This is a genomic window from Desulfitobacterium metallireducens DSM 15288, from assembly GCF_000231405.2.
In the GTDB taxonomy this organism is placed as follows: domain Bacteria; phylum Bacillota; class Desulfitobacteriia; order Desulfitobacteriales; family Desulfitobacteriaceae; genus Desulfitobacterium_A; species Desulfitobacterium_A metallireducens.
In genome coordinates this window covers 212,983-238,592 of record NZ_CP007032.1, presented here as the reverse complement: position 1 = coordinate 238,592, position 25,610 = coordinate 212,983, and the positions used below count along the sequence as shown (strand labels likewise).

General features: G+C 35.5%; 22 protein-coding genes. 4 read left to right on the top strand and 18 right to left on the bottom strand.

All coding sequences use genetic code 11. The annotated features are described in order from the left end of the window. The first annotated feature begins 169 nt into the window (after positions 1–169). Complete coding sequence (locus DESME_RS01065) at positions 170–1,180, top strand: AI-2E family transporter (protein ID WP_006716273.1); 1,011 nt, start codon at positions 170–172, stop codon at positions 1,178–1,180. Positions 1,181–1,202: 22 nt separating this feature from the next. On the opposite strand, the gene DESME_RS01060 is transcribed toward DESME_RS01065, so the two are convergent. Together DESME_RS01060 and DESME_RS01055 are read right to left on the bottom strand one after the other, a co-directional pair. After that, on the bottom strand, positions 1,203–2,219 hold the full coding sequence (locus DESME_RS01060) for an acetylxylan esterase (RefSeq protein ID WP_006716272.1): 1,017 nt from the start codon (positions 2,217–2,219) through the stop codon (positions 1,203–1,205). 56 nt (positions 2,220–2,275) lie between these two features. Beyond that, on the bottom strand, positions 2,276–2,611 hold the full coding sequence (locus tag DESME_RS01055) for a YggT family protein (RefSeq protein WP_006716271.1): 336 nt from the start codon (positions 2,609–2,611) through the stop codon (positions 2,276–2,278). A 223-nt stretch (positions 2,612–2,834) separates the two neighbouring features. Here DESME_RS01055 and istA point away from each other — a divergent pair, with 223 nt between their 5' ends. Together istA and istB are read left to right on the top strand one after the other, a co-directional pair. Continuing rightward, positions 2,835–4,376, top strand: a complete 1,542-nt coding sequence (gene istA / locus DESME_RS01050) for an IS21 family transposase (protein ID WP_006716270.1) — start codon at positions 2,835–2,837, stop codon at positions 4,374–4,376. Then, the gene (gene istB, locus DESME_RS01045) at positions 4,376–5,119 is read left to right on the top strand and encodes an IS21-like element helper ATPase IstB (RefSeq protein ID WP_006716269.1); all 744 of its coding nucleotides are present in this window, start codon (positions 4,376–4,378) and stop codon (positions 5,117–5,119) included. The genes istA and istB overlap by 1 nt, the downstream gene beginning before the upstream one ends. Before the next feature lie 338 nt (positions 5,120–5,457). On the opposite strand, the gene DESME_RS01040 is transcribed toward istB, so the two are convergent. The 11 genes from DESME_RS01040 to DESME_RS01000 all read right to left on the bottom strand — a co-directional run bounded on the left by DESME_RS01040 (position 5,458) and on the right by DESME_RS01000 (position 15,322). After that, positions 5,458–5,706: a hypothetical protein gene (locus tag DESME_RS01040; protein ID WP_006716268.1), complete on the bottom strand. Its 249-nt coding sequence runs from the start codon at positions 5,704–5,706 to the stop codon at positions 5,458–5,460. Between the two features lie 321 nt (positions 5,707–6,027). Further along, a complete protein-coding gene (locus DESME_RS01035; RefSeq protein ID WP_006716267.1) occupies positions 6,028–6,576 on the bottom strand; it encodes a hypothetical protein in 549 nt (182 codons plus the stop codon). A 66-nt stretch (positions 6,577–6,642) separates the two neighbouring features. Then, a complete protein-coding gene (locus DESME_RS01030) occupies positions 6,643–7,434 on the bottom strand; it encodes a hypothetical protein (protein ID WP_006716266.1) in 792 nt (263 codons plus the stop codon). Between the two features lie 120 nt (positions 7,435–7,554). Beyond that, entirely contained in the window at positions 7,555–7,698 is a 144-nt protein-coding gene (locus tag DESME_RS15820) for a hypothetical protein (protein ID WP_006716265.1), read from the bottom strand. 2 nt (positions 7,699–7,700) lie between these two features. Further along, on the bottom strand, positions 7,701–7,937 hold the full coding sequence (locus tag DESME_RS01025) for a helix-turn-helix transcriptional regulator (RefSeq protein WP_006716264.1): 237 nt from the start codon (positions 7,935–7,937) through the stop codon (positions 7,701–7,703). A 496-nt stretch (positions 7,938–8,433) separates the two neighbouring features. Beyond that, positions 8,434–8,691: a hypothetical protein gene (locus DESME_RS15975; RefSeq protein ID WP_167998816.1), complete on the bottom strand. Its 258-nt coding sequence runs from the start codon at positions 8,689–8,691 to the stop codon at positions 8,434–8,436. 442 nt (positions 8,692–9,133) lie between these two features. Continuing rightward, positions 9,134–10,198 carry an HNH endonuclease family protein gene (locus tag DESME_RS01015; RefSeq protein ID WP_006716262.1) on the bottom strand — a complete coding sequence of 355 codons (1,065 nt, stop codon included), beginning with the start codon at positions 10,196–10,198 and terminating at the stop codon, positions 9,134–9,136. Then, entirely contained in the window at positions 10,195–12,273 is a 2,079-nt protein-coding gene (locus DESME_RS01010) for an AAA family ATPase (RefSeq protein ID WP_006716261.1), read from the bottom strand. The genes DESME_RS01015 and DESME_RS01010 overlap by 4 nt, the downstream gene beginning before the upstream one ends. A gap of 560 nt (positions 12,274–12,833) precedes the next feature. Further along, positions 12,834–12,971: a hypothetical protein gene (locus tag DESME_RS15520; RefSeq protein WP_174377949.1), complete on the bottom strand. Its 138-nt coding sequence runs from the start codon at positions 12,969–12,971 to the stop codon at positions 12,834–12,836. A gap of 49 nt (positions 12,972–13,020) precedes the next feature. Next, the gene (locus tag DESME_RS01005) at positions 13,021–13,473 is read right to left on the bottom strand and encodes a hypothetical protein (RefSeq protein ID WP_006716260.1); all 453 of its coding nucleotides are present in this window, start codon (positions 13,471–13,473) and stop codon (positions 13,021–13,023) included. Then, on the bottom strand, positions 13,457–15,322 hold the full coding sequence (locus DESME_RS01000; protein ID WP_006716259.1) for a DEAD/DEAH box helicase: 1,866 nt from the start codon (positions 15,320–15,322) through the stop codon (positions 13,457–13,459). Before DESME_RS01000 ends, DESME_RS01005 begins: the two co-directional genes overlap by 17 nt. A gap of 235 nt (positions 15,323–15,557) precedes the next feature. Here DESME_RS01000 and DESME_RS00995 point away from each other — a divergent pair, with 235 nt between their 5' ends. Continuing rightward, on the top strand, positions 15,558–16,520 hold the full coding sequence (locus tag DESME_RS00995; protein WP_006716258.1) for a hypothetical protein: 963 nt from the start codon (positions 15,558–15,560) through the stop codon (positions 16,518–16,520). Between the two features lie 239 nt (positions 16,521–16,759). Here DESME_RS00995 and DESME_RS00990 read toward each other — a convergent pair whose 3' ends face one another. The 5 genes from DESME_RS00990 to DESME_RS00965 all read right to left on the bottom strand — a co-directional run bounded on the left by DESME_RS00990 (position 16,760) and on the right by DESME_RS00965 (position 25,552). Continuing rightward, positions 16,760–17,836 carry a TniQ family protein gene (locus DESME_RS00990; RefSeq protein ID WP_006716257.1) on the bottom strand — a complete coding sequence of 359 codons (1,077 nt, stop codon included), beginning with the start codon at positions 17,834–17,836 and terminating at the stop codon, positions 16,760–16,762. A gap of 470 nt (positions 17,837–18,306) precedes the next feature. After that, entirely contained in the window at positions 18,307–20,025 is a 1,719-nt protein-coding gene (locus tag DESME_RS00985) for an ATP-binding protein (RefSeq protein WP_006716256.1), read from the bottom strand. After that, on the bottom strand, positions 20,025–22,220 hold the full coding sequence (locus DESME_RS00980) for a Mu transposase C-terminal domain-containing protein (RefSeq protein WP_167998815.1): 2,196 nt from the start codon (positions 22,218–22,220) through the stop codon (positions 20,025–20,027). The genes DESME_RS00985 and DESME_RS00980 overlap by 1 nt, the downstream gene beginning before the upstream one ends. Positions 22,221–22,227: 7 nt before the next feature. Then, entirely contained in the window at positions 22,228–23,058 is an 831-nt protein-coding gene (locus tag DESME_RS00975; RefSeq protein ID WP_006716254.1) for a heteromeric transposase endonuclease subunit TnsA, read from the bottom strand. A gap of 508 nt (positions 23,059–23,566) precedes the next feature. Then, positions 23,567–25,552, bottom strand: coding sequence for a TnsD family Tn7-like transposition protein (locus DESME_RS00965; RefSeq protein WP_006716252.1), 1,986 nt, complete (start codon positions 25,550–25,552; stop codon positions 23,567–23,569). Positions 25,553–25,610 lie beyond the last annotated feature (58 nt).

The window sequence follows — 25,610 nt, the reverse complement described above, 5'->3', positions numbered from 1 at the left end:
GTGTTCTAAGCGTATAAGTATTATTAACCTATTGCAAAGATCATGCCAAACCGCTGGTATCTTTCCAGTAATAATCTTCATAAATACATCATTAAATGTTAACGCTAAACACAAAATTAAGCTATTATTATGGTATAATCAATCGAAAAAGGGCGTAGGGAGACGAATAATGTTTTTAAACAAAATAAAAAGTGAAGATACTCTAGAAGGGTTAATATCCATTGGAATCCTGTTCGCCATTGCGTATCTGTTAAAGGATATGGTTAATTTAGTCTTGTTAACCTTTCTATTTTCATTTGTCTTTTATAGTATTCAAAATTATTTCTTCCAGAAGATGAAAAGTCTAAATATAAACAGAACCGAAATTACTCTGTCCCTGTATTTACTAGCTATTGTTACCGTGAGCCTACTCTTATCACGATATATTCCGGTTTTAATTAGGGAATTAGTTTCGATTGGGATGCAACTCAGCAATTTTAAGATAGACAATTACCCGGGGAAATTTGATCCCCGAATAATCAATATGGCCCAATCTGCATTTCAATCCTATAGTAAAGACGGAGGCACTCTCCTTCTCCACACGGCTAGCAGCATCTGGTCATTTAGCTTAAATCTGTTTATCGCCTTAATTCTAAGTCTCTTTTTCATCCTGGAAAAAGAATCCTTGCTCAAATTCGTTCATAATCTTGAACAGAGCCGCCTCCATTTTGCCATTAAATTTTATGAGAGAATTGGAGCGTCTTTTCTCAATTCCTTTGGGAAAGTCATGCAAGTACAAATCCTGATTTCCTTTATCAATTCAATTCTTTCGGTCATCTTTCTCTTCTTTTTAGGATTCCCCCAAGTTGTAGGACTAGGTTTTATGATCTTTGTGCTGGGGCTTATTCCTGTAGCCGGAGTCATCATTTCATTTATCCCCTTGAGTATTGTCGCATATAATCTCGGGGGCTTTGTCAAAATTGTTTATGTCATTGGGCTTATTCTTGTCCTTCATGCTTTGGAAAGCTATATTCTAAACCCTAAACTTATGAGCATGAAGACTAAGATTCCCGTTTTTCTTACCTTTGTTATTCTTATTATCTCTGAACATTTCTTTGGAATTTGGGGGCTTCTCTTTGGAGTACCCTTGTTTATCTTTATTTTAGAATTACTGGATGTCAAAACAGAGAGACTAGAATAGTAGGTTTCCGCGAAATGGAGGATTAGCGCAACTCCCTCGCCAAAAACTCAAGCTGTCGGTCCACAAACTCATCCGGGGACTCATGCCCGTATTCCGGATAAACTAATAATTTCTTTTCTCCGCTCAACGCCTGATAAAGTGCATAGACCGTTGGGGGCGGACAAGCTGTATCTTTTAACCCCATAGAAACCAAACTCTTCGAGACGAAACCCTTTTTACCTGCTTCGCCGACCCAAGGTGCAAAATTCACGGTGTCAAAGTAATCGAGTACTTTAAATACGTCTTCTTCATGCTTGTGCTCCGGGTCAGAAAGGCGGAAATACCATGAGAGCTCCGCTATGGGACCTTCTCCATCTCTCTGCATTTTAAAAGATCCTCTGAAATCGGCTAAAAAAGGAATCGCAGCACTAATAACCTTGACCTTTGTTTGTAATCCTACTTCTTCGCCCAACCCATTGATTAGACCCGCCGAAATCACCGCTAGTCCGCCCCCTTGGCTTTTTCCAAACACACCCAGCCGCTCGGAGTCGACCTCAGGTTGCTTGCTTAAAGCGACAATTGCGCGTACTGCATCCAGATACACGTATCGAAAATAATGATGATTTGGAGAATCAATTCCTAACGTCATCCATCCGGAAAATCCACCCTGTGGGTAGATCCGTCCATCCGGTGTTTCTCCGCATTGTCCTCGGACATCTAATCCCAGAATGGCATACCCTTGCAACGCCCAGAAAAGAAGTTCTGAAATCTGACCGCGGTTCCCCGAATAGCCATGAAATCTTACTAAGGCGGGATAGATGTTTACCGAAGCGGGACGGAGATAATATCCCTTGAGCATCACTCCGTCACTAGCGCACAATGAAGCCTTAAACACTTCGACCTGGGTTAAGGGATATGATATGCGTTCAAGCTCTAACTGGGCCGTCAGCTGAAAATCCTCCTGAAGCGCTTTCTGCCAAAAGTCTTTAAAATCTATAGGTCTATGGACAGAAGCCGTATAGCTTTTTAGTTTTTCTAATTCTTCATCGATTAAGGACAAATCCTCACCCCTCAAAATAAAACCCAAGATTATAGGATAACGTGAAATTTCGTGATTTAAGCCGCATTTTCCTTCATAATCCCTATCAATTTAACAATTCCCCAGGCAATCACAGCATAGACAATCATTGCGATAAGGGTTGTCGGTTCAAGAATCGCTTGAGCTTCAATTCCCTTGGTTACTGCCGTAGGAAAGATTCCCATAAAGGGATAAAGAAAAATTTGCGTCAAGGTATAGATCAAAGACACAAAAGGGCTAGCCGGATTAGCTCCAAGGAGTTTAAAGACTAATCGAAAGGCCAATAAAACTTCGAGAACACCCAATATATAATAAACAATTTTCTGAGGCCTGAGTTGATCATTATTTCTATGCTTTATCGATTGCTGTTCCATTTCACATTCCTCCTAAAATTCGTTTCTAATCCATAGTTTAAGCTAAATTCATATGATTGAATATTACGGAGCAAAATGAGCCATGCTTCCGGACTGTGAGAGCCACAGCTCCGGATTTTTAGAGCCACCCTTCCGGATTGTGAGCCACTTGATGAAACTTCTTATTAGAATGTAGTTATACACCCGAGAGAGGAGTGTAAATACATTCATAGGAGGTCATCAAATGACCAATTATCGAGAGATTCTTCGGCTAATTAGCCAAGGAATCAGTCAACGCAGCATCGCAGTGAGCTGCGAATGCTCACGCAACACTGTTGCCAAGGTGGTGAAACGATCCAACGAGCTTAATATTACTTGGCCGTTAAACCCAGATCGGACGAATGGTGAATTGCACAAGCTTTTCTATCCTGAATCCACATTACCTCCTACCCGAAAGCGCCCGGATAATGAGTACATTCATAAAGAAATGGCGAAAAGCGGAGTAACGCTCAGTCTGCTTTGGAATGAATACTGCGAATCCTGCAGACTCAGCAATGAGATTCCCCTCATGTATACTCAGTTTTGCTACCATTATCAGCAGTATGTGGCGAAGACCAAAGCGACCATGCATATCGGACGAAAGCCTGGCGAACAAATGGAGGTCGACTGGGCAGGCCAAACGGCAAGCCTCGTGGATACGGATACAGGAGAGAGCATTGCTGCCTACATATTTGTAGCTGTTCTACCGTACAGTCAATATGCTTATGTGGAAGCTTTTCTGAATCAAGGCCAAGAATCCTGGATTACAGCTCATGTCAATGCCTACAAGTATTTTGGAGGCGTTACACGGATTCTTGTACCGGATAATCTGAAGACCGGTGTGGAACGCTCCTCATGGTATACGCCTATAATCAACAAGTCTTATCACGAAATGGCCGAGCACTATGGGACCGCTGTTATTCCTGCTCGGGTAAGAAAGCCCAAGGATAAACCCAGTGTTGAAGGGACGGTTGGCACCATTTCCACCTGGATCGTTGCGGCTCTCCGTCGTCAACAATTCTTTTCTCTTCCAGAACTTAACCTGGCGATACGAGAGAAACTGGAGGCCTTCAACAGTAAACCGTTTCAGAAGAAAACGGGAAGCCGTCAGAGCGTATTTCGAGAAGAAGAGAAAGCCCTGTTACTACCTCTTCCCGCAGTACCCTATGAATTAGCAGTTTGGAAGGTTGCCACCGTCCAATTTAACTATCATGTTACTGTAGAGAAAATGCATTACAGCGTCCCTTATGAATACATCAAACACAAAGTCGATGTCCGAATCACCCGTTATGTAGTTGAAGTGTTTTTTAATAATCACCGGATATGTTCCCATCCTCGCTTGCATGGTCGTCCCGGACAATACAGCACAGTTACGGAACATATGCCGGAAGACCATCAAAAGTATACAGCATGGAATGGCGAACGCTTCGTATTTTGGGCAGAAAACGTTGGTAAACATACCGCCGTGGTAGTGAAGGCAATCTTGTCTTCTCACCGTATAGAACAACAAGGCTACAAAAGCTGTATGGGTTTACTCAAACTAGCAGATAAATACTCGGTTAGTCGCTTAGAAGCAGCCTGTGAAAAAGCACTCTCCTACACACCCAACCCCAGCTACAAAAGCATTCAGACCATCATCAAAACGGGACAAGACAAAATCGTCAAGGAAGAGCCGGTTAACCCTGAGAAATCCTCTAACAGCTTTGGTTTTACCCGAGGCGCAGACTACTACAGGAGGAATTCATAATGGTTAACGAAACAACAATCGGCAAGCTTAATGAAATGCGACTCACTGCTATGGCAGAATCATTTCGCCAACAACTTCAAGATCCATCCTATACCGCATTAAATTTTGAAGAACGATTCGGGCTCATGGTGGACACGGAATGGGCAAGGCGTAAGAACAATAAACTCACTCGCCTCATCCGCAAAGCCGATCTTTACTTTAATCAAGCGTGCATTGAGGATATTGAATATCATGCGGATAGGAAATTGGACAAAGCACAAATCGCTCGGTTATCAACATGTACTTACATCCAAGAAAAACACAACATCATTATCCTTGGTGCTTCCGGCGCAGGAAAAACCTATCTCAGCTGTGCCTTCGGTATTGCCGCCTGCCGCAACTTCTATACAGTGAAGTATATTCGGCTTCCCGATTTACTGAATGAACTGGCAGTAGCACGAGGAGAAGGTATCTACAAAAAAGTAATGAAGCAATACAAGCAAGTCAGTCTGCTCATTCTAGATGAATGGTTACTCGTTCCACTGGGTAATAGTGAAGCACGTGATCTTTTAGAAATCGTGGAAGCGAGACACAAAAAGGGATCAACCATTTTCAGTTCTCAATTTTCACCCGCCGGATGGCATGGCAAAATTGGTGAGGATACTTTAGCTGATGCCATCTTGGACAGAATTGTTCATGATTCCTATACAATCTTGATCGATGGCCAAGATTCCATGCGTAAACGCAAAGGAATACAGGAATAACAAAACCTTACTCTAGTTTAGAGAGCTGTGGAGAGTGAGGACAAGCCCTTTTGGGTCTTTCTCAAAAGAACTTGCCCACACTCTCCACAAACTCAAGGAAATTCGGGTGGCTCTCTGTCCGGAGCAGTGGATCATTTTTTCCAGAGAGATGGCTCAGTGACATCTGGAATAGTGGCTCTCTAAAACCGTAATATTCAATATGATCATTCATGACCCGAAAAACGAGTGGATTGAATCGCTAAATTCAATCCACTCGTTTTCTTAATTTAAAATGGAGCAGTTCCAGAATCCACTTCTGAACCTGCTCCATTCATATAGTTTTATTTGTAGGTCATCGCTTACTCTTCATCAATCTCTTGAAGCAACCGCGTTGATTTTAAGAGAACATCCTTTAACACTTCTTCCGACGAAACTGCGTTAAGGCTTACAGGTGTAGTTTTTATTTCCATTCTATATTGTCGAGCCGACTCCAGCAATTGATTTAACTCGCTTGCATATCTTTCGACTCTATACCATCTCTTTTGTTCATAATCCTCACGACATAGGCGATTCAAAACTTCGACATCATTATAAACATGTCCTAACATACTCTAACCTCCATCTTTTTTATAAATGAAAGTACACCTAAGCATATCCTCAAGGGATTAGTGTTGCCGTGATGTTAAGTAATAATAAAGTCTGTCACCGGATTAGTAAGCATATCAACCCTTTGAGCAATTGAAAGATGGGCAAAACAAAAATAAAGTTTGTCACAAGTATTTTATTAACCTAATATGGCCGAATAATAAAGTCTGTCACTAAAAGTGAAATTTGCTACATTATAATCTAAGAAACGTTAAGGATCCAATAATTCATGATATGACAATAGAACCCGCCAAGATGGTTCCTACAGTCTAAGTATAGGTAGCTTAGCCAAATATACTAACGCACTCATTAACTATATTTAATAACCACGCATCGTATTCAATACAAATATCAATTATATCTTTGTTTTTAAACTCTTCTACTGTTGTCGAAATTTTCAACTCTCCAGAAACTTCAACTCGATTCGTATCCTCATAAAAATTAAACCCATCCATTTTTTCTTCCATAATTTCTATGGCCACTTTTTTCCCAACAAATCTTTTAGCTACATCGTTAATATCACAAAAATTCTTATCATCGCCAATAGTTATGTAAGTAGTGACTTTTAATGGTTTTTGTTTTAAGGAACGATTTCTCATTTTTACAATTCCATCTAATAACTTTTTTTGTTCTTCGCTTACACCTTTATCTTCATACCATTTCTTCCATCCTTTTACTTTGCTATATTCACTGTTCATAATCCAAATTACAGAGCGTGAAGAACTAATATAAGCGTTCAGATAGTATTCAAATTCAAATGATTTATCTTTACTATCTTTCAGTCTTTCAAGAAAAAACTTCGATTCATTTAATCTAAATTCAGTATTTTCCATTTTAACCTCTTCTATTTCTACTCTTATAACAAAGATGATGTTGTATCTTCCTTTAGTTACGTATCATTACCACCCGGATAATTTACGATTTAAATTTCTTTCAGCTAGCTCTTCTGCTACTTCTTTTTTCTCAATTAGCCTAGACTCAAATTCTGGTCTGATATATGGATGATATGTAAGTTCAAATTCTTGGCCGTCAGTCGGTATTTCCTTTGGCTTTATCGTCACTGACTTTGCCTCTGGGTCTTCCTTCATTTCCATACCCAAGTCCACATAGGTCTCAAAACTTGACCTGAATTGTTGGCCTAAGTTATTGCTATAATAAACCAAGATTCTAATTTTACTAGCTTCAAAAACCTCATCGTTAGATTTGGTTTTTATTCTATGCTCGTTCAATCTAGATGCCTCCCTTAGATCATCGAATAAATATAAAATTGCTTTATTACCAAAATACACATTTGACTCAAAGTTATTGTCCCATTTCTGTCCTGCCATCAAGAAAGTTAACCTCCTAGGCTCAGTGTAAGCTGGAATAACTTTCTTACCGTTAATATCATTATTTTTAAGAATTATTTCTCCATCAATTTGAATATTTATTGCTGGTCCGTCTCCAATATTGGCTACTTCAATTTCAACGGTTAGCGTTCGTCTTTCGGGACCATAGACTTTAGAAATATACATTTTGGTTATCTTAATTCCTAAAATTGGATTAGAGACTACTTTAACCTGCTTCTCAGCAAGTTTTACCAGTGATCTTGTCAGTACAGCATAAACTAAAGTGACAATGACTAATAAAATATTTGTTATTACTGATAATATGGTTTGATTGGATACAATCCACGAAATTGTACGTTCCACTATACTATAAAACTCCTCTCAAACAACATGTCCATAATAATTTGGGCCCTATAATAAGCGTTAAGTAAAAAAGGCTACCATTATTTATTGGAAGCCTTTTTTACTTAACCTGAATAAAGCCTAATTATAAGTCGCAATCGGTTGAATCATACTTGCTCTACCAACAAAGAAAAGCAAAACTCCTATAGCAAGAATACCAAGGATCGGTACAGACCAACCATTACTCTTACCATATACAACCCCAAGATTATTAGCTAAGAACATGCTTAATTTCCTCCTTTCTCTGAAAATATCGCTTTGATTAAAAGGGCTACACCTAAGGCTGCTGCAATAGTTATAAGTAATTTTAGTGAGGGGTCTAAACGACCGTTTTCAATGGCTGAAATTGTTTGTTGAGTAACTTGAGCTTTTTCTGCCAGTTCCTGTTGAGTCATGTCTTTCTTTTTGCGTAACAATTTAAGCTGGGTCGCAAATTCTTCCGGAACTATTTCAATTGTTTCCAAAGGATATCCCTCCCAGTACAAGTATATATTGTACAACTAATAATTGTAAAGTAATTTTTACCAAAAATTTGATATTGATGAGTCTCATAAAATAGATTATAAAAAGAGCTGCCATTCACCGCTTACAAGACTGGAGCTTGTCGAACGTCGAAAAGATGCTCAGCTTGTCAGTTACTATAGAGGGTTTCTTTAAAACCAATTTTTTTAGGGTTTTAGTTCAGACTATAATGTTAATTTTCTAATTAAATTTCCTATAGGAAGTAGATCTATAAGAAGACTGAAGACCCTTTTCGGCATCTCTAAAACCCATATTCTTTAATACCTGAACAATTTCATTTCTAGTTTCGTCTATATTGATGAGCATCAATTGCAGTCTGCTGTCAATTCAAACCCGCTTGCCATGATGTTTAACTAATGCCATAGTTAATTGTTTGGAATGACCATGCTATGGATAATAGGAACTTCAGAATACCCATTGTTTAGACTTTCCCTTAGTTTAAGTAGATTTTGCAAGAACCGAAGGATATTTCTTTTCTAAGTATAGTTTTGTCTTTTCAGTCATACTTCGCGCATATCTAATAAAGTCAACCCAATCTTCAGTGAGATCGGGATAATCTTCACGGTAACTTTCTACTAATCGAAACCATTTTCTCCTTAGTTCAGACCACACGAGAGAATCTTGTTGTATCATTATTTGCTCAACTTTCTCGAAGTCTGGCTCTTGCCACGGAAAATCATATCCGGGTTTAGACATATATGGACAATAAAATCTTCTCCAAGCGGTAACTAGCTCAGAATAATTAGATTGGAAGATAACAAACCGAAATAATGTTCCAATTAGCTTCTTTAGTAAAGTGCTTCTTCGTCCATATGAGGCTACACATGATTCAATTCTCACCCAATAAAGTTGATTACTAAGGGGTATCAAGATTCTCACTAGCCTTTGATATGCCAGTTCAGCCTTACCCAGTTTCCTTTTTTGACGTGTCCCAAAAAACCATTTAATGAACACCATAAAATTGGCTACAATAGAACTAACCAAAACAGGGTCATTTTTTATCCACTTCAATAAACTATTAAGCACGACTTGCATATAGTTTAAACTCCTTAAACATTTCAATTAGTTATTTTGACATACCTCAAAGTCCCTTAATAAATAACCTGTACAATTTCTATGGATAATTGGAAGCTGTTTATCATTTGCCTATCAATTCTTTAAGTTTTTCTAATTGCTCATCATCTGTTATACAATCAATAAAGTGTAGTTGTTCGGCAATATCTCTCCTGAATTTTAAAAATGCTTCGTCATTCAAACATCCCCTATCGGAAATATATCCGATGACTAGTTGCTTTATTTCTTCTTTACTTGCAAAATATAATTCATTATTCTTATACAATTCATCAATGTAACTCTCAGGATATATTATTCGCTTTTGTATCATTTCTTCTGCTTGATTTTTATGATAACTATACAAAGATTCAATCTGGAAATAGTCTAAATATCGATCAATTCTATGATCTAAATGTGTTTTTTCAATATAGACGTCTCCATCATTTAATATATCTGTCCTGAATTTAAAATAATCATCAAAGTTTTCTTCATATGGATTAACATCAGTTATATCAAACTCTTTTACATGTTTAAGCGATGAATTGCAAAATTTACAACATGGCACCAAATTGTAGATCGACATTGAAAAATACGGATATTTACTTTTTGGGTAAAAATGATCAAGATCAGCTCTCAATTTATGCTTATCGTTTTTTTCGTTCGAATGTATATATATCGGTGTAATATATTGTCTGTTACAGTAGGGGCATGCTCTCACATTGCTCATTGTCACAAAATTATATGGAGTCCAGTAGTGTTTAAGTTCGCTATTAATTTGTTTATAATTTTCTTGTGTTAGCAATTCCTTTGACACATACTGATTTAGGTTACAGAACTTCTCATACCCAAATATGTTTAATAAGAGTTTATTGTATTTAAGTTTCTTACCCCGGTAACTACACATCGGATTCTCGTCAATCAAAGATAATATCTCTTCTGGTAACTCAGATCGAAACTTTCTTAAATCTTCTGGTTTTCCAATTGCTAATACTCGAAATTTAGTTTTACAATAATTCATAAATTGAATATGAATGTTTTCGTTAGTTATATTCAAGAATTTTGGTTTAATATCAAAATTCGTAAGTACTTTTTCTTGAAAATATTTTAAATGTTTTTTTTCAATTTCCTTAGATAATTCTAGCTGCATCACCTTTGATCCCCACCTTTTTGGGAAATAATAATATACTCTATCAATCCCTTCTTTTCATCAGGCGAAAGATTATCATATTTATTAATTGTTTCTTTGAGTTCTTGGGTACAGTAATGATTTTTGATTTTTTTCAATTTTCCTTGTAGTGCTGTTTTCAAAACTCTTTCTCCAATTAAATCTATTGTTTTTTCTGCCTCCTGAATAGTCATTTCACCATCGTAGTCAGCATTTTCTAATTTACCATCTAAAAACTTTTTAACTTTTTCCACCTTGTCCCTTGCATACTCACCCATTGTAAAATTCATGAAAAAAGCATCTTTCAACAAGCTATGTATATTTTGTCCAAATGTATCTAGTTCACAGGGTCTCAGGATGCTCAGTGTGCCTTCCTCTTTTGTTAAAGTAATAATATTCGTTTTCGGAATGTCACTAACAAGAAACGGAGAATGGCTTGCTAAAATTATTTGAAAGGTTTTATCTTTATATTGTGATAAAAAATCTATCATTGTTTTCATAAATATTCTCGCTAGCTCAGGGTGCATTCTTGACTCTGGCTCATCAAAAAGTAAAATATATTTTTCTTTTTTCTGAACACTATTTTCTAATTGTGTCAAAAGGGAGATTTGCTCATCAATTGATGCCATCATTCCTAGAAATGCTAACTCTCCATCACTCAAAAATTCAATACTATAATCAAAAAAATTTAAAAATACAGAATATGTTCCTACTAAGTCGCTATCTATTTTTTCATCAATAGTTGCACGAATTAATTCTGAGATTAATTTCTTATTAGAATATTTATCTATAGTAAGATAAATATTATCTTCAACCATTTTAATCTTCGGTCTATTCTTTAAATTAATAAAAAATTTCTCTAATACTTTTTCTAAATTTTTATATGTATTAAAAAAATGATTAATATCCTGCTCTTTATTATCCTCTTGGTCTTCTTTAAAAAAAGCATTAACAATATATTTTAATACATCCCAGTAATATGTTTTTATGTTTTTATAAGTTTTACCTTTTGGCTTAATATTAGTAACGACCTTATTTATATTAGCAAAATAGACTCGTTTTTTCTCAGTTCCCTTTTCCTCATTAGGAAAAACTGATGATGTAAAGAAAAAACAGAAAGACGACAGTATTTTACATACAGCCTTTTCATTATCAGAAAGTCCTTTATTTATATCATCAAGATCATAAATTCCAATATCTTTTCTTTTAGGCGATTCAGCAAACTTTATCGATAAATTATAGCTACTATTAGTGTATAATTCCTTATTCTTTTTTTTCATTTGATCAATAAGAAATTCTATTTTTTTATATAAATATTTAGTATCAAAATGTGCAATTCTTCTTGGTATCGAAATTCTATAATCATCCTCACTTTTAAAAGAAGAATGATTATAATAATTTTTTTGTTTATACTTTTCTCTAAATGATATAATTACTACTTTATCTTTTGTTGTCAGATTATATTTTTTTTGTTCGGAATCAAATCCACCGTCTTCTTGAACATTATATTTATAAATTAACTTTTCATCATAATATGTACAAACAAATGCAAACCAATATTTTTCTCTCCAATAATTTATTGGATTATGCTCTTTCTGTGTGTTAATTCTTTCTTTATTACTAAATAAATCTAAATAGCTGTCAATATCATTTCCCTCTATACAAAACTTATCTAACCCATCCTCATCTTTTCCTAAATAATAGAGAAAAAAATATCTAGCTTTTTTCTTTTCCTCAACAATATCATCTGGCATTAGATAACCTAATTGTCCAGGCATTTTCGCTTTATACACTATTTCAAATTCTTCGTTTAAATTATTTCTGTCATTTATTCTCATGCCCATTAAATCAATCAAATTACTCTTGCCCGTTGAATTTTTGCCTAATAAAGCACTGATATTTAAGATGTGCTTAGGATATAATTTAAAATAATCGGTATTCTCTCGAATTAGAATAGAATTACTTTCTTGAATGTATTTTACAATAAATTTATTAGATAAATTAATTTCATTATCTTTAAATGTACGATATTCATTAATCCATATATAAATTAACTCCACTTCACACCTCTAATATATTATTTTTTAATAATTACTAAAATGAATTTCCCATTATTATCTTACAATGATCCTAAATCAGCTTCCCATTATAGACATTAGCAACTGCTTACTAAGCCCCCCAGATAACACTCCTCTAGCATTCAACATATTTCCTGAATATTCCTCCTAAATTAACAAATATTACATAAAGTTCATAGTTACCAAACTATAAGCCGTTCACTTTAACTCACTTTCAATAACTCAAATGCACTTTTCTCATTGTGATTATTGGTCGTAGTTCGCCTCGAAGACATTATTCAAGGATAAAGTTAAAGGCATACCCCCTAACATGATGAGGTATGCCTTGGTGCCCTGGGGCCTAAATTACCAGAATTAATGCCGGTTAATTGGGGAAAAAGAAGAATTATACTGCTTCTTAATATTGAAACTCAATTCCTAATTTAAGTAACTTTATTTTGGATGAAAAGCATACTTCTAACATAGTTAACTTCTTCTAAAAACGAGGGGATAGAATAATCAAATCCTATCCCCTCGTTTTTCACGTTATATCTAGATAGCTATTACTCTGCATCAATCTCTTGTAGCAAGCGAGTCGACTTCAAAAGAACATTCCTTAACTCTTCTTCTGAAGCTACTTCATTAAGGCTTACTGGTGTCGTTTTAATTTCTGTTCGATATTGCCGAAATCGACTCCACAATTGATTTAACTCGCTCGCATAGTTTTCGGCTTTATACCATCTTTTTTGTTCATAATCCTACAGTTTGTTTCACGGATTTTAGTCTATCGTTAATCATCGTTTGGTATTCAATAGGTAAGGTATTTAAGAAGGATTTAAAGGATTTAAAGGCTTTAGAATTAAGCCGAAATAATTCTACAATTTCCGTTAGCAGAGCCTGCTCCTCCTGTAATCTACTCCAAAGCAAATTAACACTTTTGTTTTTCATTTGATAAACTTCTTGAAGATATAAGTCTTTATTATAAATATATCTGTATTCGTATTTAATCTTTTTTTCGTCAAAAATCCCCTCATCATAAAATGTAACATGACAAAACAATTGGTCAAAATGTTTATTTGCTTTAACTTCGATATATTCATCCTGATATATGTTTTGCATTAGTTCATGGGGCGCTATGCCTTTATTTAGGTTCAATTGAATAAGTTCATCAATCTTGTCCTTTAATCTAGTTTGTAATTCCATTTAAAATTCGCCTCACTTCTCCACTTAGAACTTTAGATAAGTATTCCTCTGATCGCATTAAATCCTCAATTTCCATTTCATCTCTTCCAGCAAACCGAATTTTAAGTTTAGTATTAATAAAAATTACTAGTACTCCATCATTTTTAGTTCCTGCTTTTATATATTGGGGCAGATACTTTTTCAATTTATTATATAGTTCGCTCCCCTTTGGGTCAATTTTACACTCATTTAATAAATCTATTGTTAGTAATTCTATCTTTTCCTTTAACAGCTTTTTTATCATCTTGCGACGTTCCAGAGGTCTTTTCTCGTTGTAAAGTTTATTTAATTCACCATTCTTAACTCTTAGTTTCTTTTTAGTAAGGTTTTCTACGGCTTCATCTATATCCTCATCGTCCCAGCCTAATTCTTTTAATTGTTTTCGCTTAACATTTGCTTCCTCATCAATTGATCTCTTTGCTTTTTCAAACTCTTCATTGAAATCTATATTCGAGCTATATGAGTCTTTAAATTCAACTAGTTCTCCATTGGTTAATGCCTTACCATAGATAGTTTCCCGGCGTTCGAATTCTTGATCAGTTATATCAATCTCCTTTACCTTACTGTATTTACCAACATCTTGGACCTCTTTTCGAAAATAATCCCATAATTTTTCCATTCCAAGTTCCTTATGGTAAATAACAATTGCGTTATTATCTATTTCATGCTTAGTTATTTCTTCTTCGGGAATAGCTCTTAACACTCTCCCTATTATTTGAGCGAACATATTAAGACTTTTATAAGGTCTAAATAAGGTAGCTATTGTCAAATACTTATGATCATAACCTTCTCCCATCATTCCAACTTGAATAACTACATTGCATTTATGATTTTCAATATCCTTAAAACGTTTTGCCTGCTCAGCTTCAGGCATATTGCTATGAATCAGTATCGGTACCATTCTTTCCTGAGAATATAACTCTTCTAGTCTCTTAGCATGTGCAATATTGCAAGCAGAGGCCATTATTTTATGAGGAACATTTGGAGATAGTTTCTTTAACTGATCTAACTCCTTAATACTCTGTCTAATGACTTCTAAAGAACATTCATCGGATAAAGCAACTGATTTCTGTACCCATTCTTCGTCATTTAGCTCCTTTGCTTCTTCGAGTGTTAAAATCTTACCGTCATCTTTTACGAATGATATCTCTGTTGATCCTATAGTCGAGTTCCGCAACCATTTTACATATCTTTGTTCCATCACTTCTGATAACTTAGTTTCATGAATTTTTTTACCCGGAACAACTACACCATCACCTCTGTAAGGTGTACCAGTTACATGTAAGACTTTTGCTTTATTAAAATATTTTATTGCGGATTGCCATGTATTAGCTGGAGAGTGGTGAGCTTCGTCGATGATTAGCATATCAAAGTGTTCAGGTCCGACTCTATTTAAAAGCGAATTACTGAAATTTGGGTTCAGTTTTTGAACATTTGTGTATACAATATCCGCTTCTTCAAGTTCACTATCTAAAACGTCCTTATCATAAGCAACCAAAATTGGATTATCTTCAATATTAAAAATAACATCTGAATTAATCCAAAAATTATCTTCTAGTGTATCCATTGTTTTCGAGATGCTTGCCCTTGTAACCTTGTTCGGAGTTATTATTAGCACCCTACCATGAGATACCCCAAACGGTGCAATAGAAATAAGTCCACTTTTACCTGTTCCTGTAGGTAATACAACAAGTGCCTGTTCATTAGGTTTTTCCTTGAAATGCCCCTGAATTTTGAGATATGCTTCAATCTGGGGCTTTCTTAACTTTTGATTCCCTTCAATGAACACCGGTGTATCTAAGAAATACATGTTAAACCTCCACATTTAATATCCTAATGGATCTGAGCAAATTTACTATTGACTAAATTATTCAACAATTCTATTTGGAATCCTTTATTAAATTAGTAATCGATGCTATCTTAATAAACAAGTACCTCATTTTCCCATAAAAGACTAAACAATAAGTTAGAAAGAGGTAAATACAACAAACAACAAATTTAAATATTTAGCTAAATTGGAAGTATCAAGAAAAGAGGAATGCCGAGTGTCTTTATCCAGTATCATTGAAAAGAATCCAGAAATCAGAAAGGAATTTCCTAATCTTAAATCCCATCTGACAGATTACTCAGGGAAACTTCTGAAAAAAGAAGATTGGAAAACTCCGATTAAAGTTGCTAGTATTGGTACTTCTCTCGAGGCAGGCTATATTGGTACGGCTTTCGATTATGTCGCCCGTTCAGTTTTGACTAAAAAATATGGTGTTCCAGAAAGACAACTTGTAGCTGTAGGCGGATTAGAGCGTTTCCCTAGGTATATCGAAGTCCCATTGTACCCTACCGGAGATACATCAATTGATAATGAACGCTCTAAAGGCCAAAGATTAGCTGCTAAGAACGTAAAGAAAATTATGAATTACTTGAGTGAGCGACTAGACTTTTGTATTGATAACCGTCAAAAGTTTTTAACCGGAGCCTGTGACCTAGATCAAATCATTGAAGATGCTGTTTTCCTCACAAGTCTTGAATACACGTTTCGTGCGCGTTCCATTCATGTAGCCGATTACTACTTCAAAGAGACTGAAGGTAAAACCTACTTCTCCCAAAAACGTATGATCACTGATAAAAAAATAATAGAAAATGTATCCCATTTGCTCACTGTCTTTTTAGAATCGATCAAAAATATTACTTGGGCTCAAATAATCTTAAACCCTGGCTTTAGTATCTATAGTGCCCTTCTTGGTGGGGCTGACGCTGACTTAATTGCAGATGATTGTTTAATAGATATCAAAACAAAAAACAAGCTTTCCTATAGCAGCGAAGATTTTGCTCAACTTTTCGGTTATGCTGCAATGGCTTCTAAGATGGACTACTATATTACTCGAGTCGCAATTTACTTCGCAAGATTTGGGGTATTTGCTTGCTTTGATCTTTCTAATCTTGATAAAGACTTTTTAGCCCACTTCTGGGATATTTTGAGCGATAAGGCTAGTTCTAAACGCCCCATATAATACCGAGGGGGATTAGATATTTGATTTTCTTGATTACATTCGGTAGACTCAAAGGCGAATTTCTTCTAAGATATTTCATTAATTATTGTGTATTTGCGCTAGCAAATTGGAAAATAGGATGATTACATTATCAAAAAGAATACCTCAATAAATTCAGAGAGTTGCAGCTTGATCCGATTTTAAAGGTTCTGAGTTGCCTGGCATAAATGGCAGTTCGGTGGGCAAATAATAATATATGATCAGTCCGTTACAGCAACTTCATCAAAGCTTAATAATAAATTCTTTAATATTAAATGAGTTTGTATATACTCCGAACGGGTGAATGTTAATACACCATCGAACACTTTATTAAGTTCATCTGTTAGCAAAAAACTACTATGCAAAAGCTCTTCCACACTTCCATAAAAAAAATACATTAGAAAAATAAAAAAAGGTAAACTATGAAAGTAAAGATAATTAAAAAAAATTGGTTTACTAAGAGTCCTTGAAACATCAGAATAGTCTACCAAAGCAACAATGCTATCTGGACTGGTAGCAATAGCATCGAGAATGTCATTAAATAATTTCTCTTTCTCTAAGGATCCACTTATGCCCGTATAACCTTTACGAATACATGCTAGTCTGTATCGTAGCAAAATTTCTTTTTGACTTAGTTTTTTAGAATTTTCACAAATAACTTGAACATTATGATATAGCTGCATTTGGGCTATAATTGTATTACATTTTTCAGTATGAAGATTAGATAAAGAATGTCCGTTTAAACAATATGGAGTAACTAATAAACTTGTCCCATCTTCATTTGTAAGGTTAATATTACAAACTGGGCAATGAGTTATAAGTCTAATGTGATGAATTGGACAAATGTCAATATCGTTGATTTGATGACTTAAGTGAACAAAACATTCTCCATATCTATGAAAATCCTCTTTAAGACACTCGGAGCAATACCTTATTTGGGAAGATAATATACCGCTATGTATTAAATATCGATTTGCGCCTATCGTGTTTCGGCCATATTGAATACTTGATATACTTTTACTAAAATTAGACTCATGTATATAAATCCTAAGAAGTGGCCAAAAAGTATTGTGATTCAAGAGGCTCTCCATATCGATACCACAATTAATTGGCAGTTTATTAGTTAATGCAATCATATTTATCGGTATAGGTAAGTTACGATTCAATTTACTTCCATATAGATCCAGACATGTACTATAAAAATTATCATAACCAACTCTAATATGATAACGGTAAACTAGACTTCGGAAATCCTCATCCGGGTAGGGCGTCGGAAAAAAAGCTAATGTATGACACATTAAAAGCAACTCCGATCTATTGTAGTTTGAATATAGTAATGTCAATTAAAATACTCACTCTGACCCATACCCTAGACTATTTAAATAATCTAGAGCTTTCATTCTTATAATTACTAATTTATTAGACCGAGTATTCGGCAATACTTGGCATTTTTATATAACTATAATTATCATCCAGACTCACAATTTATTTGGTCTGATAAAAGCCTGTAAGTCCACATGAATCAACAATTTTCAGGTTGTTAGTTTTTCTTACACAAATTTTGGAATTGGTGGGTTTGATAGGATCCAAATCTTAGAAATAATAAAACTTGGGTCAAAATATAGATTGGCTCTTTTAATCGTAATATTCACTTTAAGTTAGCAATTTACCATATTGCTCAACCGCCTCGATGATTATTAGCCATACCATATCCGTATTTAACAAATTGCCTTATTCTTTGCTTCTAAAAGAACTTTCTATATTGATTCTAACATTTTATCAATAGTTCTTCTGTTGGTAGCTTAAGTAAGCCTACCTCCTTGAGTGCATCGCTGACACACCCACGCTTTTCTAAAGTTTGAAAGACTTTACACCAAGGATCCTCTTTATTAATTAATGGTTTTACTTTTTTCTTTGACTTTACCTTTTCATTATTTGTATTCATTTGTTCAGACTCTGTAAATGCATTAGTTGTTCGATTAAGAGCTATATTCGCAACCTGTTGTCTCATTATTGTTGACTCAGCTATTCCGCCTGACGCCTTGATCACTTCGAGAGAGATTTTTTCAGCTTCTTCCGGCAAAAGTCCTAAATTTAAAGCAAGCGATATAAGATCAAGCATTATGTCGTTTTTCTCATGTTTTCTTTTTGCTCTTATATGTTCTTCCGCAAGCCTTCCTTGTATCAAAACCTTTTCCTCAGAATTAATAATATAATCATTAAGCGTTAACCAATCCGGTTTTAGGTCTTCATATTCCTTTATAGCATTAAGATCGTTATTTTTAAGAGCTAAAAGTTTTGGCCTAAGGAGTTTTAGGCAACGCTTAGCTACATCTTTTATTAAGGACGGAGTAATTCTTTCTGTCCTATTCGAAATAGCTTCCCATTGCGCATTTTTATAAAGTTTGATAGCAATATCAGTGATCCCCTGAGATTCTTCATACATAACATTATTAAGCTCGTCGGTTAAGGGACAAACTTTTCTAGTCCACTGGAGATCCCATAGAGACTCCAAGAATAAATTCCATTCCATTCCTTTGTTCATGTTAGATAAAATATGATCCCCTTGGTCGCTTGCCCTCCGAGCATGTGCAAAGGCACTTTCAAACAAAAACGTAGATTTATAAGTCCCAACCAAGACTACTGGAATACCAATTGTATTAATTAGTTCCGTCAAAAAATCCAACATCTCTTTTTCGCCGCTGTTCCTAACTTTCTTTAGTCTTTGCATTTCATCAATTACAAGAACACCCAAACCATGAAGAGATGCGATCTGAGCAATAGGCGCTAACATATTTTCCTTTGTTGAATATAAGTTAACGTTCTTTTTATAGTAGTCAGTACCTAAAATTAGATCTACTTGGCGAAAAAAGTTTTGGCAGAGTACTTTAAGTGACCCACTTGCAGGACATTCAAGTTTTAACCAAACTAACTGCTTAAGTATAAACGGCTTACCATGGTATTTGCTATGCTGTATCACCTGGGGGTACAGTAACAGGATACGTTCCACTGCAGTTGTCTTCCCTATACCACTTATCCCAATTATGGAAAAACCACTTGCTGAAGGACGGTTTCCAGTTATATTTCTCCCCTCTTGATTTAGCCCGGTAGCAAGAATCTTACTAAATTTAACAGAAAACTGCCGTACAAATATAGGCGATAGTGGATTCCTTGCTATATAACCGTCTCGTATAATCCGCGAGAATGAACTTTCCAACTTTAAATGGTAGGGTAATGGCTGCATAAAGTGCTTAATTTGTTCAACGCAATGCTTCCTGGTTTCTCCTCCCCAGCTTCTTTGGCTATCATCATAATCAGGGAAATCCGTTAATAATTTGGCTACCTGCTCAGTTTCGTATATAGGTGGAAGCGCTTCAAGTAGGGGATTTCCTTTATAAGCAGAAATCTGTTGGTTCTGATATTCAGCTTCACATTGATAGCCAGCTAGAACAGGGTGTTCTAAGATCTCCGAAACAGAATCTTTCATTATTTCCTCCGCTTATTACGTTGCAATTGTAACATTTCCATTATGGGATCAGTTTCTTGATTTCCAGTAATATTCTCCTTATCACTGTCCCGCAAACGGGAAATAGGGATAACCTCGGCTGGATGTTCTTGATTGAGAATATCCTCTCCCAGTTCCCATGCTTCCCTCTGTCGGATTGCCTCTTTTTCTTCTTTTCGATTCATTTTAATATCTTTGAGCTTGCTTGCTTTACTGGTATCTTTTGGCCAAACCTCTTCGGTTAATTCTGTCTCCTCTTTAATTATGGTCTTAATTTGGGCATCCGTATCAGCGCCAATTTGATTTTGTCCCGTTTTACGTCGATGCGATTCGACTTCTTCGAAAAAGAACTGATCTTGGATTTCTTCAAGCCTCATGTCATCAAATCGATCAAACTGAGGAAGTCGTTGGCATTTTATAAATTCTGTCCCATCTCGATTGGGTATGTAAATATACTTCATATTTCGCGGGTCATAACATATGGGTACTCGAAATCGTCTATTTGTAGCTTTTTCGTACCAGCCCTCCGCAAGCGCTATATCACACCCATAATACATTTTTTCAAAATAAATTCCCTGACGAGTAACTGATACCTCTGACCTAGGCAAAAGATTTAATCTGATGATATCGCGTGGTTTTTCATGGAGAAATCCTGAACGATTAACGATACCCCAATCCCAAAGTTCTAAGGGAATTGGCGGAATACCTTCAACCGTCATATCCTTATCAAGTGGATAGTTATGTAATTCTTTTTTGTTGTGCTCAAGAATCGTAAAGATCATTATTTTAGTAAAAGCTTTAACAGTAAGCCTGGCACAAAGCCTATAGTCTGGTTCCCCTCGCTCACGAATTTCTTTCCTAATTAACCCTGGAACAAACGGTCCAATCTTACGTTGCCCCATTCTAAAATTCTGTTCCACAATCCCTTTTAAATCACCACGGTAAGGAGGAGTATTGTCTAGTCTTACTCCCAATGCATCATTCAAACTCTCTGGGCCTTTGCCTTCCATTTCACCACGATCGCCAGTAATCGATTTTGGAAGGGAATGACACGGCCAATCTGATTCATCAATTTGAATACTGTATTGGGCGCAAAACTCAACCTTATTATTTGCCGCATTTTCTAATGCCATCATAGCGCCAATCCAGCTTGGCCCCTCTAGGCCTACATAAATCCCTGTTATCAAACGTGTAAACACATCTTCAACTATATAAAGAACTGCTCGACCGATAATGCGTTTTCGATCAAGCTCGCTAACAAGATAGACATCTGTTGGTGTTGCATCAATTTCAAATATAGCGCCTGGACCTGATGCACGACTCGTCGAGTTTCCTAATAATGGGCGCTTTTGGAGATTATATTTCCTTTCGCCTATACGTCTTTGCATTGCATTATCAATTTTGGAGATTTCCTTTTGAGCCCAATAACGGAACTGGACAAAACTTATTACGTTATCATTTGACGGCAAAATCGGTATTGGTACTCCATTCTTAAAATAAACGCTTGAGTTATAATGATTCTCTAACATCTGTTTATATGCAAAAGCCATTGAGTTTTGATCCGTGTTTAGGTACCATTGTTTAATGGCTATTCGTATATTTTTTTTATCAATTTCGTTAACATTTATACCTGTTAAGGCTGGATCCTCGCGTGTTACTTTTCGAGGGCGCCCAAGCTTTACACTTGACAAGTTTTTCTCTTTGCCCGGAGCACCACAATTACTGTAATTTGGCAAGAGAGCGTTCTTTGTTTTTCCTCTTACCCAATATCGTTTTAGATAACGATAAACCATTTTTTTATGAATTCCAAACTTTCTGCATACCTCATCTATTAACTTCCCTCTTCGGCGTTCATCATAAATATCTGGTTCTATCTCCACAATATTCGAGATGATATTCCATGCCTTATCACGATTTTTTAAGCTATTTTCAGATATGTTCTCTACAGGCCTCATGAAATTGGAATACGGATCAATGCTGAGCTTTCTTGCAATTCCATGTTCCAATGCTGCCTCGATTTCCTTGTATTCCCTAAATTCAGGAAGGTGGGAAAGATCACTAATATCTATTATTACTAATTGAGAACAATTAGGAGAAACCCATAGAATACGCTCAACTGTAATGTTCCTATTATCATCTTGCCATTCAATTATTGAATTAACAAAAATATTTTCCAAAACTTCTTCACCCCACATCTATTGATCTTTGTTGTTTTAGATCTAATTGCAAGTGACTGTTAAAATTTATATCATTATTCATATCTGTGAACCAACGTTTACGAGCTAGCATGTGTTTAACAATAAATAAGCACGTTCCAGATTCAAATCCATAAACCTTATCCTGTAGTAATGCCTCTTTGGAAAGTGTTAAAGAACTATCTTTTAGAGTATTAAAAAGTGTCGGTGCAACTAAAGAAATAATTTTCTCATCGATGTTGCCATGGTTGTCTATCCAATAAGCATCGTGTATCTTCTCTATATTTAAAGCTAAAGTCCTAGGTATCACTTGATTCGTAACTATTCCCCAATCAATACCCTGTTCTTCATAAAACTTATGTTCTATCCGAAACTTTTCGAGTACTCTCTTTCCTAAATCTTCAACCGGTTTTATAGTCCTTGCCCATAATTCCCGACCATTTCCGCGATCGACCGTTATCATAAAGTCAGTAGTCATAACTATATTTTCTTTTGAATGTGGATCTTTAGGATGTTCTATATTGAACGATTCAGCTATTTCTAAGGTGCGCTCAATCGGTAAAAGTGGGTATTGTTCCCTAATATCGGTTACTATCGGCGACCATTCCAAAAGGTAAAAATACATTAGCTCATTATTTCGGGACATCAAATGATGGGTTCTACCCGTTTTCCAACCTTTTACTCTTGAGACCGTTCCTAGCGAAGGTACATCCTGAATCTTTAACCATGGAATATAGTCCGAACCTTCTCCTTGACCTCTTCCTTCGTTAATCCGTATTTGTTTTTTACGTTCTGTAGTAGTCCTGTTTCTCTTTGCCATATTCCACCGTCCTATACTTAAGTCAAGCACCCAAAATCACTCAAAAAAAGGGACAAGTATCATCTTAACGATACTCGTCCCTTTTTTCCAAAAAATATTGATTCACATATTAACCTATAACTTTTCATTTGGGCGGTCACCCCTAGGCCTATAATATAGTTTTCGAAGTCCTGCTTGTTCACTTTTCCGTCTTAAAACATCGTCAAGTAAGAACAAATTTTTCTTAAGTGGCTTTAGTTTATTATGCTTAATTAGTTGACTAAGTCTAGCTCTACTTATACCTAAAATTTTGATAACTTCGCTAGATGTTACAACAGCATTTATTATTCTACCCCTGGAAACTTCATCCATAATATATCCCTAACTAATTCATTTTATACTGCATATTATATTCTACCTATTAACTATTGTAAATAGGTTTCTCATTAAAAATCCCCAAAATGGAAGGCTCCGTAAGGATTTCTAGCTTTTATTACTTCGTCACTCCCAAGTTATTTACATTTGTTCCTCATGACAAAATATGCAAATTAAGTTCCTTCAAAACCAACTCTTTCACTTCTTGAGAGCACCCCAAAAGGACAGGATATTTAAGTACGTTCTCCAAAGTTAACGCCCATGTACTTTTTCTGATCCGATCAATTATATCGGGGATCCTTCGAATCTGATAGGATTCTATAGATTCAACTGATTGATTTAAGCGATCAATGGTTCTCGGTAACCTATACGGGAATCTTTCAATTCTTGCTTTATCTCTACTTGTCATTTGTTTGATGAGAGTGTATTTCTGGATACGGTTTTTGGGTGGGAAAGAATATGTTTTAGTAATAACTTGCTCTAATACTGTCTCTAGTTCACCATCAATTTGCTCCCAGTCAAGCGATTTAAAATTAAAGTTTCTTGATGGGAGTACTTCTTTCATCCACGCTGATTCTTTTTGCATCAATTTATTATAGGTGCATTTTCCAACATTTCGAACAATCGATTCTCTATCAGGGTAGGATCTGATACTCTCTAAAAGATCAAGCTTATCCTTTTCTAAGTTAAATTCAACCTTCGGTCCGTACTTCCATCCAAATGGGTTCGTTATGTAGTCCTTGATAAAATAGGGAATATCCTTCGAACTTAAAACACGATTAAGAAACTGTAATTCATTACTGCTAGATAGCAACCTAGAGAGATTAAAAGAAGATTGTTTTGCAGTTTCAATTACATAACAGGCTTTTTTCTCTACTATTATTTGTTGTTTTTGTTTAATTCTTAAACTTGCAAAAACCCGATCCAGCTTCTCGTTCTTCAAGTAATAATCCAAAATAATAAGAGCAGCACGCCAACCAATTGATAAAACCGAATCTATATCGTGTCCTGAAATCTCGTTAACATTTTCAGAAATAGTATAACTATAACCGCAACTCGGGCAGGAACATTCTAAGATAACTTTTTGTCTCTCTTTTCGATATTTGCGTTTGGATTCAGCTATGCCCGGTTTATTAAAATCGGGGCAGTAAGGATTCTTACATTGCCATGGGCCATAACTGCAATCTAATTCTCGTTTTTTACTAAACACAAAATTTTTAGCCGATTTGCCTAAGTATTGCATACCTAGAATATATAACAAAGGATTTTTGGGTCTACCCGTAATATTTAATAGTTTTTGTGCTGTCCTATTTGATAGATATTCAAGACTAAGCCCAACTGACCTTAGTAGTTGCTGGTCAGATTCAACTTGCAACTCGTTATATAATTTATTGTTATCAAATGCTCCCGAAGGCTTAAAATAATGTTTATCAGTACATCGCTCAAACATCTTCTGCCTTAATAAATCTACATTTAAATTAGAGACATTATCAATAATAAACTTAACATCTCTAGCTATACGTTCATCAAACAATTGAATATGGGTAGGGGTTACTTCTCTGTTGCCATTAAGAGAGTGCCCATTTGGACAAACTGGGGTGCTTAAAATAAATGATGCATAATCATCTGATAAGGGTATTCCACATATCGGACAATGGGTTATTAAGATTGCCCCATGCTCAGGGCAAACATTTACAAAATCATATTGATGAACCCTATGAATGTAACATTCTCCCAATCGTTGATAGTCTTCTGCCAAACAAATTGGGCAATAACCTATTAACTTGGAAATAATAGAAGGTAACATTCGAGTGCTGATCTTTGTTCCATCATTTGAATGCCTAACATCGCTCAGCAATTTAACAATCACATCGGCCGAAAGAAATGGAAGGAACAATGCCAGCAAAGTATGCTTTTGAATAAGATAATCCGAAGTAAGGCTATGATTATCCGTTAATCTTTCAATTAAATAATTTAGGTTTCGCGGAAAGTGGGGTACCCTATGGGTTTTAACATTAAATAATTCTCCAAGAGTATATTTAATGTTTACATTACAAGAACGGATATGGTATCGATATATTAAACTTTTGAAATCTTCATCCTCGTAAGGAGTCGGGAAAAAAGCCAACTGGTTCTTCATATAACTAGATTGACACAAAAGGGGTAAAAAAATACCTTGGACTATTCACCAACTGGCG

Bases quoted from the DNA above. Each gene is read 5' to 3' on its own strand.
- DESME_RS01065 (WP_006716273.1), top strand. From the start codon at position 170: ATGTTTTTAAACAAAATAAAAAGTGAAGATACTCTAGAAGGGTTAATA.
- DESME_RS01055 (WP_006716271.1), bottom strand. From the start codon at position 2,611: ATGGAACAGCAATCGATAAAGCATAGAAATAATGATCAACTCAGGCCT.
- istA (WP_006716270.1), top strand. From the start codon at position 2,835: ATGACCAATTATCGAGAGATTCTTCGGCTAATTAGCCAAGGAATCAGT.
- istB (WP_006716269.1), top strand. From the start codon at position 4,376: ATGGTTAACGAAACAACAATCGGCAAGCTTAATGAAATGCGACTCACT.
- DESME_RS01040 (WP_006716268.1), bottom strand. From the start codon at position 5,706: ATGTTAGGACATGTTTATAATGATGTCGAAGTTTTGAATCGCCTATGT.
- DESME_RS01035 (WP_006716267.1), bottom strand. From the start codon at position 6,576: ATGGAAAATACTGAATTTAGATTAAATGAATCGAAGTTTTTTCTTGAA.
- DESME_RS15820 (WP_006716265.1), bottom strand. From the start codon at position 7,698: ATGTTCTTAGCTAATAATCTTGGGGTTGTATATGGTAAGAGTAATGGT.
- DESME_RS15975 (WP_167998816.1), bottom strand. From the start codon at position 8,691: ATGTCTAAACCCGGATATGATTTTCCGTGGCAAGAGCCAGACTTCGAG.
- DESME_RS01005 (WP_006716260.1), bottom strand. From the start codon at position 13,473: ATGGAATTACAAACTAGATTAAAGGACAAGATTGATGAACTTATTCAA.
- DESME_RS01000 (WP_006716259.1), bottom strand. From the start codon at position 15,322: ATGTATTTCTTAGATACACCGGTGTTCATTGAAGGGAATCAAAAGTTA.
- DESME_RS00990 (WP_006716257.1), bottom strand. From the start codon at position 17,836: ATGTGTCATACATTAGCTTTTTTTCCGACGCCCTACCCGGATGAGGAT.
- DESME_RS00985 (WP_006716256.1), bottom strand. From the start codon at position 20,025: ATGAAAGATTCTGTTTCGGAGATCTTAGAACACCCTGTTCTAGCTGGC.
- DESME_RS00975 (WP_006716254.1), bottom strand. From the start codon at position 23,058: ATGGCAAAGAGAAACAGGACTACTACAGAACGTAAAAAACAAATACGG.
- DESME_RS00965 (WP_006716252.1), bottom strand. From the start codon at position 25,552: ATGAAGAACCAGTTGGCTTTTTTCCCGACTCCTTACGAGGATGAAGAT.